This window comes from Cupriavidus laharis, from assembly GCF_914271435.1.
GTDB lineage: Bacteria > Pseudomonadota > Gammaproteobacteria > Burkholderiales > Burkholderiaceae > Cupriavidus > Cupriavidus laharis.
On record NZ_CAJZAI010000009.1, the window covers coordinates 156213 to 171968 of the forward strand.

Genomic DNA, 15756 nt, shown 5'->3' on the forward strand with positions numbered 1-15756 from the left:
TGCTCAGGGCGTGCAATGTAAAAAGCGGCCCCGTGGGGCCGCTTCTGGTCAGGGTGCCGCTCAGGGCGCCTTGCCGGTCGGCGTGCCCAGCGGTTCGCCGATCGGCGCACTGGCCGGCGGCTGCTTGCCGGGAGCCGGCGCGGCGGGCTTGGCCGCCGGGGCGCTGGCCCCCTTCTTCGGCGTCGCGGACTTGGCCGGCTTGTCGGCAGGCGGATTGGTTTCCAGACGCGACTTGGAACGCTTGACCGGCTGGCCGTCGAGCTGCGCAATGGCCTGTTGCAGCATGAAGTCGTCGGCCGAGCCGAATTCCACCGGCTTCTTGCGGCGTTCCTTCTCGCGCTCTTCCGGCGTCTTCTTCGCGTTTTCCTCTTCCAGGCGGCGCAGTTCTTCCACGCGGCGCTGTTCGCGCTCGTTCATTTCCGGCTCTTCCGATTCCTGCTTGTTGTGCAGGTGGCGCTCGGTGTCGATCTCGCGCGTGATCAGCGCGTCGTCCGGATCGCCTTCCGGGTTCTGGTCGACCGGGATGTCTGGGCGGATGCCCTTGGCCTGGATCGACTTGCCCGTCGGCGTGTAGTAGTACGCGATGGTCAGCTTGATGCCGGTGTCATTGGTCAGCGGCCGCACCGTCTGCACCGAACCCTTGCCGAACGTGGTCTTGCCCATGATCAGCGCGCGGTGGTGGTCCTGCAGCGCGCCGGCCACGATCTCGGACGCCGACGCCGAATAGGCATTGGTCAGCACGATCATCGGAACCTTCTTGTACAGCGCCGGCAGGTCCTTGAGCGGATCATCCTCGAGCGACGAGAGGCGATAGTTGTTGAACGTCGCCTTGTACACGCGCTTGGCGTCGGGCACCTGGCCGTTGGTGGACACCACCGTCGAGTCTTCCGGCAGGAAGGCCGCCGCCACGCCGACTGCGCCTTGCAGCACGCCGCCGCCGTTGTTGCGCAGGTCCAGGATGATGCCCTTCAGGTTCGGGTTCTTCTGGGCCATGTCGTTCAGCCTGCGACCCAGGTCCGCCACCGTGCGTTCCTGGAAGCTCGTCAGGCGCACCCAGCCGATGGTGTTGTTGTCCAGCATCTTGGTCTTGACCGACTGGACGCGGATCTCGGCACGGGTGATGGAAATCGGGAAGGTCCGCTCCTCGCTCTTGCGATAGATGGTCAGCGTGACCTTGGTGCCCGGCTCGCCGCGCATGCGCTTGACCGCCTGCTCCAGCGGCAGGCCGCGTACGGGCTTGTCGTCGATGCGGGTGATCAGGTCGCCGGGCTGGATGCCGGCGCGGAAGGCGGGCGTGTCCTCGATCGGGTTGATGACCTTGACCAGGCCTTCTTCCTGCGAAATTTCGATGCCCAGGCCGGCGAAGCGGCCGCGCGTGCCTTCCTGCAGTTCCTTGAAGTCCTTCTCGTCCAGGTAGGCCGAGTGAGGGTCGAGGCTGGCGACCATGCCCTTGATGGCCTCGGTCAGCAGCTTCTTGTCATCGACCGGCTCCACATACTCGCGCTTGATCTGCCCGAAGATGTCGGCCATCAGCCGCAACTGGTCGAGCGGCAAGGGGCCGGACGAATTCTGCGCGGTGGCCGAAATCTGCAGCGTGGCCAGCACGCCGGCGACAAGTCCGACCGAAACGAGGCTGATGTTCTTGAGCGTCTTACGCATGAGGGCTGCCTGAACGTGTACGTAGAGGGATTATGCCGGCTGCCGCCGCCACGCGCCGGGCGCGGGGCGGTTTGTCCGACAGTATAAGTGGGTGTGAAGAAAAAGGCCTGTCACGTACCGGCGGTCGGTGGGCGGCCGCACCATGGCTGGTGCATGCCGCCCGGCGGGCCTTCAGCGGGCCTTGCCCTGGCTGGCCACGGCTGCCAGCGAGGCGGCGATGGCTTCCTGGTCGCCCAGGTAGTAGTGGCGCAGGGGGCGCAGGCTGGCGTCCAGCTCGTAGACGAGCGGGGTGCCGTTGGGAATGTTGAGGCCGACGATATCGTCATCCGAGATCTGATCCAGGTACTTAACCAAGGCGCGGATGCTGTTGCCGTGAGCGGCAATGACCACGCGCTTGCCCGATTGGATGTCGGGAGCGATGGATTCGTTCCACAGCGGCAGCACGCGGGCCACGGTGTCCTTCAGACACTCGGTGAGGGGGATCTGTTCACGCGGCACGTTGGCATAGCGCGGATCGTCGTATGAGGCACGCGGATCGGTCGGCTCCAGCGCCGGCGGCGGGGTGTCATAGCTGCGGCGCCACACCAGCACCTGCTCGTCGCCGAACCTGGCAGCGGTTTCCGCCTTGTTCAGGCCAGCCAGCGCGCCGTAGTGGCGCTCGTTCAGGCGCCACTCGTTGCGCACCGGGATCCACATCTGGTCCATTTCGTCCTGCACGTGCCACAGCGTGCGGATGGCGCGCTTGAGCACCGAAGTGTAGGCCACGTCAAAGGCGAAGCCGGCTTCCTTGAGCAGCTTGCCGGCCTGGCGTGCCTGGGCGGCGCCGGTATCGGTCAGGTCGACGTCGACCCAGCCTGTGAAGCGGTTTTCGAGGTTCCACGTCGATTCGCCGTGGCGGATGAGGACAAGCTTGTACATGCTGCTGCTTCCAGAGAGTAGGTAACCTGCGTGCGCCGGTGCCGCCGCATCGGTGCCGCCATGTGTCAGGGAGGCGACAATGGGGCGACAATGGCTGTTACGGGCCTGGCGGCGGATGCCCGGACGCCAAACCGCGTATTTTATAATGCCGCCGACCCAACCCAACGGAATGCCAACGTGAATTTCTTCGCCGACTATAACAACCTCGCCCTGATCGCCCTCGCCGTGGTCTCGGGCGGCCTGCTGGCCTGGCCCGCGATTGCCCGCGGTACGGGCGGAAAGGCCGTCAATACGGCCGCCGCCACCCAGCTGATCAACAAGCGAGGCGCCGTGGTGGTAGACATTCGCGAGGCCGCCGAGTATGCCAAGGGTCACCTGCCACAGGCCAAGAGCGCACCGGTGGCCGACCTGGCGTCGCGCGCGGCCGGCCTTGCAAAGGACAAGGCCGTCCCCATCATCGTGGTATCGCAGACCGGCCAGGGCCTGGGCAAGGCCCAGGCAGCACTCAAGGAAGCCGGGTACAGTGAGACCTATGCGCTCGAAGGCGGCATCGCCGCCTGGCAGCAGGCCGGGCTCCCGGTCGTCAAGTAAGCCGCGCCAGCCTGGCCGGCTTGTCCGTCATATCACGCCGGATCCCGCGTGCCGCGGGGCTGGTGGCGTTTGTTTGATGTTTGAGTATCGAAGGAGATTCCGCATGGCCCGCGTCGTCATGTACAGCACGGTGGTGTGCCCCTATTGCCAGATGGCCGAGCGCCTGCTCAAGGCCAAGGGCGTCGAGACGATCGAGAAGATCCTGATCGACCGCGAACCCGGCAAGCGCGAGGAAATGATGTCGCGCACCGGCCGCCGCACCGTGCCGCAGATCTATATCGACGACACCCATGTTGGCGGTTTCGACGATCTCTCCGCGCTGGACCGCCAGGGTGGCCTGACGCCGCTGCTGGCTGCCTGAGCCGGCAACCCGGCCGCCCGGCGCGGGTGATATTGGCACCCGCGTCATGTACCATATGCGTTTTCCAACCGGGCGCAGGCTCGTGCCGCAGCCGGCCGCCGCGCCCAACGCCCATCCCGGAAGCCTCTCATGAGCGACCAGCAAAACACCCAGCAGGAAGACCAACCCTTCTTCAACATCCAGCGCGTGTACCTCAAGGACATGTCGCTCGAGCAGCCGAACTCGCCGGCCATCTTCCTGGAATCGGAAGCGCCGTCGGTCGAAGTGCAGGTCAACGTGGCCGCTTCGCAGCTGCAGGAAGGCATCTTCGAAGTGGTGGTGACGGGCACCGTGACGACCAAGGTCCAGGAAAAGGTCGCCTTCCTCGTGGAAGCGCACCAGGCCGGCATCTTCGACATCCGCAACGTGCCGGTCGAGCAGCTCGACCCGCTGCTGGGCATTGCCTGCCCGACCATCCTGTACCCGTACCTGCGCGGCAACATTGCCGACGTCATCACGCGTGCGGGCTTCCAGGCCATCCACCTGTCGGAAATCAACTTCCAGGCCCTGTACGAGCAGCGCCTGCAGGCTGCCATGGAAGAAGCCCAGGCCGCCGGCGGCGGCAACAGCGGCATCGTGATGCCCGACGGCAGCCAGGCTCGCCACTGATCCCGGCAGTCCCGCACTGCCTGACGAAACGGGGCTGCGGCCCCGTTTTGCCTTTCCGGGGCGTGCGCGCCGGATTACCATCGATTGCGCCGATCCACCGTTCGAGCCGCCATGAAACTGACCTTCCTCGGTGCGGGTGCCTGGGGCACCGCACTCGCCAGCCACGCTGCCGCCAACCATGACGTGGTGCTGTGGGGGCGTGATTCCGCCCAGCTTGCCGCCATGGCGGCAAGCGGCAGCAACGAGGCCTATCTGCCCGGCGTAAAGTTGTCGCCGCGGCTGCGCGTGGAGGCGGATTTCGAACGGGCGGTCGGTCATGCCGCCGGCGATCCGGATGGCCTCGTGGTTGTGGCCACGCCGGTGTCTGGCCTGCGCGAGATGACCCGCAGGCTCGCGACGCGAGGCGATGGCCATGTCCGCATGCTGTGGCTGTGCAAGGGGTTCGAGGCCGGCACGCACGCGCTGCCGCACCAGATGGTGCGCGAGGAGCTCGACGTCGCCGGCCGTACCAGCGGATTCGACTACGGCGTGCTGACCGGCCCCAGCTTTGCCCGCGAGGTGGCGCTGGGCCTGCCGTGCGCGCTGACGGTTGCCGGCAGCGTCCCGGCGCTGGCCGATTGCGCGCAGGCCGCCTTCCACCACCACGCCATGCGTATCTACGGCAGCGACGACCTGACCGGCGTCGAGGTCGGCGGCGCCGTGAAGAACGTGCTGGCCATTGCCACCGGCGCCAGCGATGGCCTGGGGCTGGGCCTGAATGCGCGCGCGGCACTGGTCACGCGCGGCCTGGCCGAAATGACGCGGCTGGGCCTGGCGCTCGGCGGACGCGCGGAGACCTTCATGGGCCTGGCCGGCGTGGGCGACCTGATCCTGACGGCCACCGGCGACCTGTCGCGCAACCGCAAGGTTGGCCAGCAGCTGGCGGCCGGGCAGAGCCTGGAGCAGATCCTGGCCGGACTCGGGCATGTCGCCGAAGGCGTGCGGTGCGCGCCGGCCGTGGCGGCGCTGGCCGCTGCCCACAAGGTGGAGATGCCGATCACGCGCGCCGTTTGCGCGGTGCTGTTCGAAGGCCTGAGCGCCGCCGATGCCGTGGCGCAGCTCCTGCAGCGCGATGCGCGCGACGAATAGTTCCATCCAGTCTTTTCCGACCCGTTCCGATATGACTTCCCGCCGCCACGCGCTGATCACGCTTGCCTGCGCCTGCGCCGCCGGCGCAGTTTCCCCGGCCTGGGCCGACACCTGGCCATCGCGGCCGCTGCGCATGGTGGTGCCGTTCCCGGCAGGATCATCCCCGGACCTGATCGCGCGCCTGCTCACGGAAAAGCTGGCGGCCACGCTGGGGCAGCCGGTGGTGGTGGAAAACCGCCCGGGCGCCGGCGGCAATATCGGCACCGGCATGGTGGCCAAGGCCGCGCCCGACGGCTACACGCTGCTGTTCACGATCAACGGGCCGCTGGTGACGGCGCCATCGCTGTCGCGCAACCTCAGCTATGACCCGTTCCGCCAGCTTGCCCCGATTACTCTGGTGGCGACGTCGCCCAATGTGCTGGTGGTCGATGCGCGCCTGCCCGTGCACAACGTGCACGAGTTCGTGGCGCTGGCGAAGGCAAAGGCCGGGGCGTTGAACTACGGTTCGGTCGGCAACGGCAGCGCCGCGCACCTGGCCATGGAGCAGCTCAAGGCCATGGCCGGCATCGACCTGCAGCACGTGCCGTATCCGGGCTTTCCGCAGGTCACCACGGCCATGGTGGGCGGGCAGATCCAGGCCGGCTTCATGGTGCCGGCCATTGCGATGCCGCTCGTCAACGTGGGCAAGCTGCGCATCCTCGCGGTGACCACCACCGGCCGCACGGCGGTGCTGCCCTCGGTGCCGACCGTTGCCGAATCCGGCTATCCGGGTTTCGAGGCGATTTCGTGGCAGGCGGTGCTGGCGCCGGTGGGCACGCCGCCGGCGATCATCGACCGGCTCTACCGCGAACTGGTCGCCATCATCGGCAGCGCCGATGTGCGCGAGAAGATGCGCGCGCAGTATTTCGTGCCGGCAGGCACGGCGCCGGCATCGCTGCGCCAGACCATGGCGAGCGAGAAGGTGCGCTGGGACAAGGTGATCCGCGCCGCGGGCGTGCAGCCGGAATAGCGCTGGCGCTCAGGCGCCGCCGGCAAAGCCGTTCTGGCGCCACGCCTCGAACACGACCACGGCCACCGTATTCGACAGGTTCAGGCTGCGGTTGTCGGGCCGCATCGGCAGGCGGATGCGCTGCGACGGCGGGAACCACTCGCGCCGCTCGGGCGCGAGTCCGCGCGTTTCCGAGCCGAATACGAACCAGTCGCCGGGCTGGAAGCTGACCTGCCCGAATGGCGTCGAGCCGTGCGTGGTGAGCGCGAACATGCGTGCCGGATCGGGCTGCTCGCTGGCCATCAGTGCGTCCCAGCTCTCATGCACGCGCATCGTCGCGTATTCGTGATAGTCGAGTCCCGCGCGCCGCATGCGGGCATCTTCCAGCGGAAATCCCAAGGGCTTTACCAAGTGCAATTGCGCGCCGGTATTGGCGCACAGCCGGATCACATTGCCGGTGTTGGGCGGGATCTCCGGTTCGACCAGGACGACGTGGAACATGGGGGATTTCCTTGGCAGGGCGGGGCGCCTTGGCCCCGGCATCTCAAAAAACGGTGCGCAGCTTACCGCGCGCCCGCGGCGCTGTCATCCGCCGCCTTGGTCCTGACGCTATCGGGCTGTCATGGCGTGCGCAGCGCAACGATCACGCTGACGCGGGCCGCGCCGTGCGCCTTCAGCGTGTGCGCCGCTTCGTCCAGCGTGGCGCCCGTCGTCATCACATCATCGACCAGGCCGACGTGCATGCCCGCGAGCGGCAGCGGGCGAGCCACGCGGAATGCGCCGCGCACGTTCATCTGGCGTTGGGCGAGATCCAGCAGGTGCTGGGTGGCAATGTCGCGCGGGCGCTCCAGCAGCACCGGGTCGCTGGCGATACCCAGGTCGCGCCCAAGTGGCCGGGCGATCTCCCAGGCCTGGTTGAAGCCGCGTTCGGCCAGCCGCCGCGGCGACAGCGGGATGGGCGCCAGCAGGTCCGGCATTGGCGCGCCGGCGCGCAACGCAGCCTGTACGCGGTGCGCGAGTGCGGCGGCGAGCCAGCCGGCCAGCGGCAGCACCTTGCCGTACTTGAGGGCCAGTACCAGCGAGTCCTGCGGAAGGGCGTAGTCGCCCAGGGTGAATGCCTGGTCAAACGCGGGCCGATGCTGTGCGCACGCCGCGCAGGGTTGGCCGGGCGCGATACCCATCGCGCAGACCGGGCAGCGCGATACCGGATAGAGGAGCTCGGCGGCGCAGTCACGGCAGACCACCTCGTCCTGCACGACGCCGCACAGCGCGCATGCGCACGGCAGCAGTGCGCGCGCCAGCCCGCGGACCTGTCCGGCGGCTTTCGCGGCACGCGCGTATACTTGCCGTCCAGCCGCCCGCCAAGGGGTGCGGCTGCCATGCGCGGCAGGTGCTGCCGCTGCTTCCCTGTTTTCCTGTTGCCTGGTTTTCCCGTGTCCCTGCATGCCGCCGATTCTCCCGATGCCTTCCTGCCGCCCACGCGGCTGACCCGGCTGGCCTTCGACCGGCGCAGTGCCGCGTTTGGCCAGCTCGATTTCCTGCTCGGCGAAATCGGCCGCCGCATGCAGGAGCGCATGGAAGTGGTCCGCCTGTCGCCGCAACGCGCGCTGGACATCGGCTGCGGGCACGGCCAGGGCCTTGCGGGCCTGCGCGCACGCTTTCCCGACGCGCAGATCGCCGGTCTCGATATTTCCGGCGCGATGCTCGCCGAAGCGGGCCAGCGCGATCCGCAGCGGCGGCCCGGCTGGGTCGGCCGCCTGCTCGGCAAGCGCCCGCTGTTCGACCTGGTCCAGGGCGATCTTGCCACACTGCCCTTTGCGCCCGGCAGCTTCGACCTGCTGTGGTCCAACCTGGCGCTGCACTGGCATCCGGAGCCGCACCGCGTGTTCCCGGAATGGCACCGCGTGACGCGCGACGAAGGCCTGGTGATGTTTTCGCTGTTCGGGCCCGACACGCTGGGCGAACTGCGCGCAGCCTTCGCGGAAGTCGATGCCGTGAGCCATACGTTGCGATTTGTCGACATGCACGACATCGGCGACATGCTGGTGCACAGCGGGTGGTCCACGCCGGTCATGGACATGGAAACGCTGACCGTGACCTATGAGTCGCCCCAGACGCTGCTGCGCGAGGTGCAGGCCTTCGGTGGCTTGCGCGCGCACCCCGATGCGCGCCGTGCCGGCCTGCATGGCCGGCGCTGGTACGAGGCGGCATGCGCAGCGCTGGACCGCCGGCGCAATGCCGACGGCGTGATTCCGCTGACCTTCGAGATCGTCTATGGCCACGCGTGGAAACTGCCCCCGCGTGGTGCGCAGCAGGTGGACGAACTGGGCCGCGCGGTCGTGCCGCTCGACAAGATCGGCCGGGCCCGGCCGCGGCGCTGAGCGGTTATGACTGAATTGACTTCCGTGTAGGGACAGGGCGGGCCGATTGCCCGCGAAGCCGCGCCGGTATTGGCTTTGCGGGGCATTTCATCGGTGGTGGTCAAGCACAAATCCTTACGGCGCGCAAGCGCCTTGGTCAATGTGCGGTCTTGTCCGTGTATGCGAAGCGCCCTATAATGCGCCAGTTTGTCGCAGTGGTCCCCTGGCACAAGAACGTCCTGGAGTTGCACTCGCACGGTGCACCTGGGGCGCAATCGTCCCGGGTGTGCATCCGATGCAGAGTGGTTGGCGATGCAAGACTTGGGTATCGCACTCCAGACGGCAAGTGGTGACTCCGGCGGAAATCTCGACGGACCTCCCCCCGCGCCCCACGACTGGCTGATGAAGCGGAATTGCTCGCTTTCCCCACGCCAGGTCGGCTGGTTTTACCTCTCGATCTTCACTGTCTCGCTTGCCATCGCGTTGTTTTTCGCGGTGCAAGGGTCCTGGCTCGTGCTGCCGTTTGCCGGTCTGGACCTGCTCGGACTGGGGATTGCTCTGCTTGTGTATGCGCGTCATGCGACGGACTATGAGCGTGTCAGCATCAACGACGGCGTGCTGGTCGTGGAGACAGCCAGTGCGCAGCGGTTGACGCGCCAGGAATTCAACCCGCACTGGGTGCGGGTCGAACTGGGGGAATCGCCCTGTGCGCTGGTGACGCTGCGCTCGGGCGGGCGCGTTGTACAGGTGGGGTGCTATCTGGACCTGAACAAGCGGCGCAAGTTCGCCCAGGAGCTCGCAGCGGCCCTGCGCCGCCTCTGAGAGGTGGCGGGGGCGGAGGCGGGGACAGATTTGAATCTGTAAATTGGGTAGATAACAAATGAAAATGTGGAAGAAGGCATCCGCAGTTTGTCTGGCGAGCGCATCCCTGCTAGCCAGCCAGGCGGCCCTGGCGGTCAGTGACATGCCCGGCGGTCCCGCCGTGCGTCAGCTGAACCTGACCGAGCCGGTCACCAAGATCGCCGAGCAGATTCACTGGCTGAACTGGATGATGCTGATCATCTGCACGGTGATCTTCGTCGCCGTGTTCAGCGTGATGTTCTATTCCGTGTTCACGCACCGCAAGGCCAAGGGTGCGAAGCCCGCCTCCTTCCACGAAAGCATCACGGTCGAAGTGGTCTGGACCATCGTCCCGTTCCTGATCGTGATCGCCATGGCCCTGCCGGCCACCAAGACCGTGGTGGCCATGAAGGACACCACCAACTCCGATGTCACCATCAAGGCCACCGGCTACCAGTGGAAGTGGGGCTACGACTACCTGAAGGGCGAGGGCGAAGGCATTTCCTTCGTGTCGACCCTGACCACTCCGCGCGAACAGATCAACAACGAAGCGCCGAAGTCCAACACCTACCTGATGGAGGTGGACAACGAGCTGGTGGTGCCCGTCAACAAGAAGGTGCGCATCGTCACCACGGCCAACGACGTGATCCACGCCTGGATGATCCCGGCCTTCGGCGTCAAGCAGGATGCGATCCCCGGCTTCGTGCGCGACACCTGGTTCAAGGCCGAGAAGGTCGGCGTGTACCGTGGCCAGTGCGCCGAGCTCTGCGGCAAGGAGCACGCCTTCATGCCGATCGTCGTGCGCGTCGTGTCCGACGCCGACTACACCAAATGGGTCGACGGCAAGAAGAAGGAAATGGCTGCCAAGGCCGATGATCCGAACAAGACCTGGACGCTGGACGAAATGAAGGTCCGCGGCGAGAAGGTCTACACCGCCAACTGCGCGGTCTGCCACCAGCCGAACGGCAAGGGCGGCGGTGCGTTCCCGGCGCTGGACGGCTCCAAGATCGTGAACGGCCCGAAGGCTGGCCAGATGCACATCATGCTGGAAGGCAAGAACGCCATGCCGTCGTGGAAGCAGTTGTCCGATACCGAACTGGCTGCAGCGATGACCTATGTGCGCAACAGCTGGAGCAACAAGACCGGCGAAGTGATCCAGCCCAGCGACTTCATGAATGCCCGCGCCGGCAAGTTCCCCGAAGGCGGCGGCGCTGCAGGCGGCGACGCACCGAAGGCGGAAGCCACGCCCGCCAAGGACCAGGGCAGCAAGCAGGCTAGCACCGCGGGCAACCGCACCGCGGGCTGACCGGCTGAAGACAGGACAGGATTAGAGGAGCATTTGCGATGAGTACTGCTACCCCCGACGCAATCGGCCACCCGCACGATCATGCGCATGACGACCACGCGCATGATCACCCGCATGGCTGGCGCCGCTGGTTGTTCGCCACCAACCACAAGGACATCGGCACGCTGTACCTGCTGTTCTCGTTCACCATGCTGCTGTCGGGCGGCGTGCTGGCGCTGCTGATCCGCCTGGAGCTGTTCGAGCCGGGCCTGCAGTTCTTCCGCCCCGAACTGTTCAACCAGTTCACCACCATGCACGGCCTGGTCATGGTGTTCGGCGCGATCATGCCGGCCTTCGTGGGCTTCGCCAACTGGATGATCCCGCTGCAGATCGGCGCATCCGACATGGCGTTCGCGCGCATGAACAACTTCAGCTTCTGGCTGATGCCGCCCGCGGCGCTGCTGCTGGCCGGCTCGTTTTTCGCCCCGGGCGGCGCCACCGCCGCCGGCTGGACGCTGTACGCGCCGCTGTCGGTGCAAATGGGCCCGGGCATGGACATGGCCATCTTCGCCATGCACATCATGGGCGCGTCGTCGATCATGGGCTCGATCAACATCATCGTGACCGTCCTCAACATGCGCGCCCCGGGCATGACGCTGATGAAGATGCCGATGTTCTGCTGGACGTGGCTCATCACCGCCTACCTGCTGATCGCCGTGATGCCCGTGCTGGCAGGCGCCATCACCATGGTGCTGACCGACCGCCACTTCGGCACGAGCTTCTTCTCGGCCGCCGGCGGCGGCGATCCTGTGATGTACCAGCACATCTTCTGGTTCTTCGGCCACCCCGAGGTGTACATCATGATCCTGCCGGCATTCGGGATCATCTCGCACGTGGTGCCGGCCTTCGCCCGCAAGCGCCTGTTCGGCTACAGCTCGATGGTGTACGCGACCTCCTCGATCGCCATCCTGTCGTTCATCGTGTGGGCGCACCACATGTTCACGACCGGCATGCCGGTGACGGGCCAGCTGTTCTTCATGTACGCGACCATGCTGATCGCGGTGCCGACGGCCGTGAAGATCTTCAACTGGATCGCCACCATGTGGCGCGGCTCGATGACGTTCGAGACCCCGATGCTGTTCGCGATCGGCTTCATCTTCGTGTTCACCATCGGCGGCTTCACCGGCCTGATGCCGGCGGTGGCCCCGATCGACATCCAGCTGCAGGACACCTACTTCATCGTGGCGCACTTCCACTATGTGCTGGTGGCGGGCTCGCTGTTCGCACTGTTCGCGGGCTTCTACTACTGGGGCCCGAAGTGGAGCGGTTTCATGTACAACGAAACCCGCGGCCAGATCCACTTCTGGGGTTCGCTGATCTTCTTCAACGTCACCTTCTTCCCGATGCACTTCCTGGGCTTGGCCGGCATGCCGCGTCGCTATGCCGACTACCCGACCCAGTTCGCGGACTTCAACGCGATCGCGTCGATCGGAGCCCTGGGCTTCGGCCTGATGCAGGTGTACTTCTTCTTCTTCGTGGTGCTGCCGTCGTACCGTGGCGGCGAGAAGGCCGCGGACAAGCCCTGGGATGGTGCCGAGGGCCTGGAGTGGACCGTGCCGTCGCCGGCCCCGTTCCACACCTTTGAAGTGCCGCCGCAAGTTCGCTAAGCACTGAACGCAACAAGGCACGGAGGGCGCCAGCCGCCTTCCGTGCCGGCAGGTAACACAAGATGCAGGCTCCACAAAAAAACCCATCGCAAGCAGACCAGAAAGCCGCCAACCGGCGCCTGGGGTTGATCCTGTTGTCGATCGTGGTGGTTTTCTTTCTGGGGTTCTTCGCCAAGATGGTTTTCCTTGGCTGAAGCTGCGAGGTAGCGGGATGAGCGTCGATCAGCACGGGCAGAACCACGAAGCCGACAAGCGCTTCAACCGCGGCATGATGCTGCGGCTCGTGGTAATCGTCGGCGTGATGTTCGGGTTCGGCTACGCGCTGGTGCCGCTGTACAAGAAGATTTGCGATCTCACCGGGATCAATGTGGTGACCACGCGCGAGCTGTATGGCGGCTCGCTCAAGAACACGCAGGTCGACACGAGCCGCACCATCACGGTGGAGTTCGATTCGAACGCGCGCGGGCCCTTTGCCTTCCGTCCGGTGAAGAACAGCATGGAAGTGCATCCGGGCGAGATGGCGACGATCGTCTACGAAGTGGCCAACGGACAGTCGCGCGACATCGCGGCGCAGGCGATCCCGAGCTACGCGCCCAAGCAGGCGACCGAGTACTTCAAGAAGCTCGAGTGCTTCTGCTTCAAGCAGCAGACGCTCAAGGCGAAGGAAGCGCGCGAGATGCCGGTGGTGTTCGTGATCGATCCGAAGCTGCCGAAGGATGTGAAGAACATCACGCTGTCGTACACCTTCTTTGAAGTGGGTACGCCGGTGGCACAGGCACCGCAGGGTGAGCTGGATAGCCCGCCCGCGGCACGCAGCGGCGGCTGAGGCAGGGTAGAAGCTGGGTAGAGGCAGAGGAGATGCCGTGGACGAACTGAAGGACGCGGTCAAGCGCAAGATGTCGTTCGTGCAGACCATGCGCGCGGTATTGTGGTCGTTCATCGGCCTGCGCAAGGGCGCGGCGCACGAGAACGACATGGCGAAGCTGAACCCGGTGCATGTGGTCATTGCCGGGGTGATCGCGGCAGCGGTGTTCATCGCGATCCTCATCACGATCGTACGTGCCGTGGTCAGTTCGGCCGCGGCATAGCAGGGAAGTAGGGTAGACAGAAAAGCAGTGCGCGCCGGCAGCCAGGGAGGCAAGGCAAGCCGGACGCGCCGATAACGATTGAACCAAGACTCTGAGCTGGAGATAAAAGAATGAGTGCGAATCGCGCAAACGCTCCGTACTACTTCGTACCGGGACCGTCGCGCCACCCGATCACGGCAAGCTTCGGCCTGCTGATGACCGGCGCCGGCGCTGCCGGCTGGGTGAACGGACAGCACTGGGCGCCGTACCTGTGCGGCTTCGGCCTGCTGTGGTTCCTGTTCGTGCTCAAGAGCTGGTTTGGCGACGCCATCAGCGAATCCGAAGGTGGCATGTATGGCAAGAACATCGACCTGTCGTTCCGCTGGTCGATGGGCTGGTTCATCTTCTCCGAAGTGATGTTCTTCGCAGCGTTCTTCGGCGCGCTGTTCTATGCCCGCACCATCGCCATGCCGTGGCTGGGCGATCTCGACAACAAGATCCTGTGGCCCGACTTTGCCGCCGTGTGGCCCAACACCGGTCCGGCCGGCGTGGTGGAAAGCTTCCAGACCATGGGCCCGTGGCCGATCCCGACCATCAACACCGCACTGCTGCTGATGTCGGGCCTGACGCTGACCTGGGCGCACCACGCGCTGCTGGCCGGCAAGCGCAGCCAGGTGATCCAGGGCATGGTGCTGACCGTCCTGCTGGGCGCGATCTTCATGTGCCTGCAGGCCTACGAATACATGCACGCCTACTCGGAGCTGAACCTGAAGCTCACCTCGGGCGTCTACGGCTCCACGTTCTTCCTGCTGACCGGTTTCCACGGCTTCCACGTGACCATGGGCGCGATCATGCTGACCGTGGTGCTGATCCGCGTGCTCAAGGGCCATTTCACGCCCGAGCACCACTTCGCGTTCGAAGGCGCCGCCTGGTACTGGCACTTCGTTGACGTGGTGTGGCTGTTCCTCTACGTCGTGGTGTACTGGCTGTAAGCAGCAATTTGTCGTACCCGGCGGAAGGCCCGAAGCGCCTTGCGCCGCGGGACCACAAAACAGAAGCGCCGCAGGAGGGGAACCAGCCTGCGGCGCTTGTTTTTTTGCGGTTTCCGGAATCTACGGATTCATGCGGATGCCGGTGCTGTGGATCCAGCCCATCCAGTGCGAGAACAGGATGAACAGGAACAGCGCCACCGAGAAGCCTACGCGGAACATCAGCGAGCGCATCATGTTCGGCGTCCTGCCGCGGTCGCGCATCATGAAGAACAGGGCCGAGGCCAGGCTGCCGATGATCAGGAGAAAGGCGACGATGATGACAAAGCGCATGGCGGGGCAGGCTGGCCGCGGTACGTGCCGCGGGCTCGTTGGCGGAAAGTGCCATTATCGCATCGCCGGCATCGCACGATACCTGCCGGCCGGAGTCTTCCGATGAAGTTCTGGCGTGCCCTCAGCCCCGTGCCGACCGCTGCGGCCGCGGTGGTGATCGCAGTGACATGCGCGCTGGGCAACTGGCAGCTCAACCGCGCGCACGAGAAGCTCGCGCGCGCCGAACGGCTGCAGATGCTGGCCGCGCAGACGCCGGTGACGCTGACCTCCGCGCCCCCGCCGGGTCCCCTGGCCGACCGCACCGTGCGCGTGACCGGCCGTTTTGAGGCAGACCGGACCGTCTTGTTGGATAATCGCCCCCACGGCAATGGCACCGACAGCCGCGCCGGCTTCCTGGTGCTCACGCCCCTGCAGATCCGGAGTGACGGTGGCGCCGCGCGCAGCGTGCTGATATTGCGTGGCTGGCTGCCGCGCGATGCCCAGGACCGCACGCGTATTGCGCCATTCCCGACGCCGGCCGGCGAGGTGACCATCGAAGGCACGGCACTCGCGGCTGTGCCCAAGGTCTATAGCCTCGGCCAGCCTGCCAGCGCGGAAGCCGGTCACAGGATTCGCCAGAACGTGGACCTGGCCGCCTATGCAGCAGAAACCGGCATGGCGTTGCAGCCGCTTGTGATCGAGCAGCGCACCGACACCGGCGACGGCCTCGCGCGCGACTGGGCGCCGGCCGACCTCGGGGCCGACCGGCACTACGGCTATGCCTTCCAGTGGTTCGGGCTGGCCGCGCTGACGCTGGTGCTGCTGATCGTGCTGGGTTGGCGCCGCGCGCGCCGGCTTGCCAGCGCAGGACCCACTTGACGGCCATCAGGCCACGGACAACAGGCGCGCGCCACCGGGCGGGCGCCACGACAAACGAACGACA

Annotated in this window: 19 protein-coding genes; 14 read left to right on the top strand and 5 right to left on the bottom strand. The window is 66.1% G+C overall.

Going from position 1 to position 15756, the window contains the following annotated elements; translation table 11 throughout:
• Positions 1-60: 60 nt before the first annotated feature.
• Positions 61-1659 carry a S41 family peptidase gene (locus LDO29_RS18730; RefSeq protein ID WP_224081294.1) on the bottom strand — a complete coding sequence of 533 codons (1599 nt, stop codon included), beginning with the start codon at positions 1657-1659 and terminating at the stop codon, positions 61-63.
• Between the two features lie 171 nt (positions 1660-1830).
• Positions 1831-2577, bottom strand: a complete 747-nt coding sequence (gpmA, locus tag LDO29_RS18735) for a 2,3-diphosphoglycerate-dependent phosphoglycerate mutase (protein ID WP_224081295.1) — start codon at positions 2575-2577, stop codon at positions 1831-1833.
• A 177-nt stretch (positions 2578-2754) separates the two neighbouring features.
• Between gpmA and LDO29_RS18740 the strand changes: the two genes are divergently transcribed.
• The 5 genes from LDO29_RS18740 to LDO29_RS18760 all read left to right on the top strand — a co-directional run bounded on the left by LDO29_RS18740 (position 2755) and on the right by LDO29_RS18760 (position 6314).
• The gene (locus LDO29_RS18740) at positions 2755-3168 is read left to right on the top strand and encodes a rhodanese-like domain-containing protein (RefSeq protein ID WP_224081296.1); all 414 of its coding nucleotides are present in this window, start codon (positions 2755-2757) and stop codon (positions 3166-3168) included.
• Between the two features lie 103 nt (positions 3169-3271).
• The gene (gene grxC, locus LDO29_RS18745) at positions 3272-3529 is read left to right on the top strand and encodes a glutaredoxin 3 (protein WP_224081297.1); all 258 of its coding nucleotides are present in this window, start codon (positions 3272-3274) and stop codon (positions 3527-3529) included.
• 129 nt (positions 3530-3658) lie between these two features.
• Positions 3659-4177 (top strand): protein-export chaperone SecB, encoded by a 519-nt coding sequence (gene secB, locus LDO29_RS18750; protein ID WP_224081298.1) that lies wholly within the window; start codon positions 3659-3661, stop codon positions 4175-4177.
• A 111-nt stretch (positions 4178-4288) separates the two neighbouring features.
• A complete protein-coding gene (locus LDO29_RS18755) occupies positions 4289-5305 on the top strand; it encodes an NAD(P)H-dependent glycerol-3-phosphate dehydrogenase (RefSeq protein ID WP_224081299.1) in 1017 nt (338 codons plus the stop codon).
• Between the two features lie 31 nt (positions 5306-5336).
• Positions 5337-6314 carry a Bug family tripartite tricarboxylate transporter substrate binding protein gene (locus LDO29_RS18760; protein WP_224081300.1) on the top strand — a complete coding sequence of 326 codons (978 nt, stop codon included), beginning with the start codon at positions 5337-5339 and terminating at the stop codon, positions 6312-6314.
• A gap of 9 nt (positions 6315-6323) precedes the next feature.
• On the opposite strand, the gene trmL is transcribed toward LDO29_RS18760, so the two are convergent.
• Together trmL and LDO29_RS18770 are read right to left on the bottom strand one after the other, a co-directional pair.
• Entirely contained in the window at positions 6324-6794 is a 471-nt protein-coding gene (trmL, locus tag LDO29_RS18765; RefSeq protein WP_224081301.1) for a tRNA (uridine(34)/cytosine(34)/5-carboxymethylaminomethyluridine(34)-2'-O)-methyltransferase TrmL, read from the bottom strand.
• 119 nt (positions 6795-6913) lie between these two features.
• Entirely contained in the window at positions 6914-7738 is an 825-nt protein-coding gene (locus LDO29_RS18770) for a ComF family protein (RefSeq protein WP_224081302.1), read from the bottom strand.
• Here LDO29_RS18770 and LDO29_RS18775 point away from each other — a divergent pair.
• The 8 genes from LDO29_RS18775 to LDO29_RS18810 all read left to right on the top strand — a co-directional run bounded on the left by LDO29_RS18775 (position 7673) and on the right by LDO29_RS18810 (position 14504).
• Entirely contained in the window at positions 7673-8674 is a 1002-nt protein-coding gene (locus LDO29_RS18775; RefSeq protein WP_396022688.1) for a methyltransferase domain-containing protein, read from the top strand. The two genes, LDO29_RS18770 and LDO29_RS18775, sit on opposite strands and share 66 nt — an antisense overlap.
• 291 nt (positions 8675-8965) lie before the next feature.
• Positions 8966-9475: a DUF2244 domain-containing protein gene (locus tag LDO29_RS18780; RefSeq protein ID WP_224081376.1), complete on the top strand. Its 510-nt coding sequence runs from the start codon at positions 8966-8968 to the stop codon at positions 9473-9475.
• A gap of 58 nt (positions 9476-9533) precedes the next feature.
• Positions 9534-10799: a cytochrome c oxidase subunit II gene (gene coxB, locus LDO29_RS18785; protein ID WP_224081304.1), complete on the top strand. Its 1266-nt coding sequence runs from the start codon at positions 9534-9536 to the stop codon at positions 10797-10799.
• 38 nt (positions 10800-10837) lie between these two features.
• Entirely contained in the window at positions 10838-12445 is a 1608-nt protein-coding gene (gene ctaD / locus LDO29_RS18790) for a cytochrome c oxidase subunit I (protein ID WP_224081305.1), read from the top strand.
• 62 nt (positions 12446-12507) lie between these two features.
• Positions 12508-12639 carry a cytochrome oxidase small assembly protein gene (locus tag LDO29_RS18795; protein ID WP_211956060.1) on the top strand — a complete coding sequence of 44 codons (132 nt, stop codon included), beginning with the start codon at positions 12508-12510 and terminating at the stop codon, positions 12637-12639.
• 17 nt (positions 12640-12656) lie between these two features.
• Positions 12657-13271 (top strand): cytochrome c oxidase assembly protein, encoded by a 615-nt coding sequence (locus tag LDO29_RS18800; protein ID WP_224081306.1) that lies wholly within the window; start codon positions 12657-12659, stop codon positions 13269-13271.
• A gap of 37 nt (positions 13272-13308) precedes the next feature.
• A complete protein-coding gene (locus LDO29_RS18805) occupies positions 13309-13533 on the top strand; it encodes a DUF2970 domain-containing protein (protein ID WP_224081307.1) in 225 nt (74 codons plus the stop codon).
• A 110-nt stretch (positions 13534-13643) separates the two neighbouring features.
• Positions 13644-14504 (top strand): cytochrome c oxidase subunit 3, encoded by an 861-nt coding sequence (locus LDO29_RS18810; protein WP_224081308.1) that lies wholly within the window; start codon positions 13644-13646, stop codon positions 14502-14504.
• Between the two features lie 120 nt (positions 14505-14624).
• Here the strand turns inward: LDO29_RS18810 and LDO29_RS18815 are convergent, their stop codons facing one another.
• Positions 14625-14834 carry a twin transmembrane helix small protein gene (locus LDO29_RS18815; RefSeq protein WP_011296509.1) on the bottom strand — a complete coding sequence of 70 codons (210 nt, stop codon included), beginning with the start codon at positions 14832-14834 and terminating at the stop codon, positions 14625-14627.
• A 102-nt stretch (positions 14835-14936) separates the two neighbouring features.
• Between LDO29_RS18815 and LDO29_RS18820 the strand changes: the two genes are divergently transcribed.
• On the top strand, positions 14937-15692 hold the full coding sequence (locus tag LDO29_RS18820; protein ID WP_224081309.1) for an SURF1 family protein: 756 nt from the start codon (positions 14937-14939) through the stop codon (positions 15690-15692).
• Positions 15693-15756: the final 64 nt, after the last annotated feature.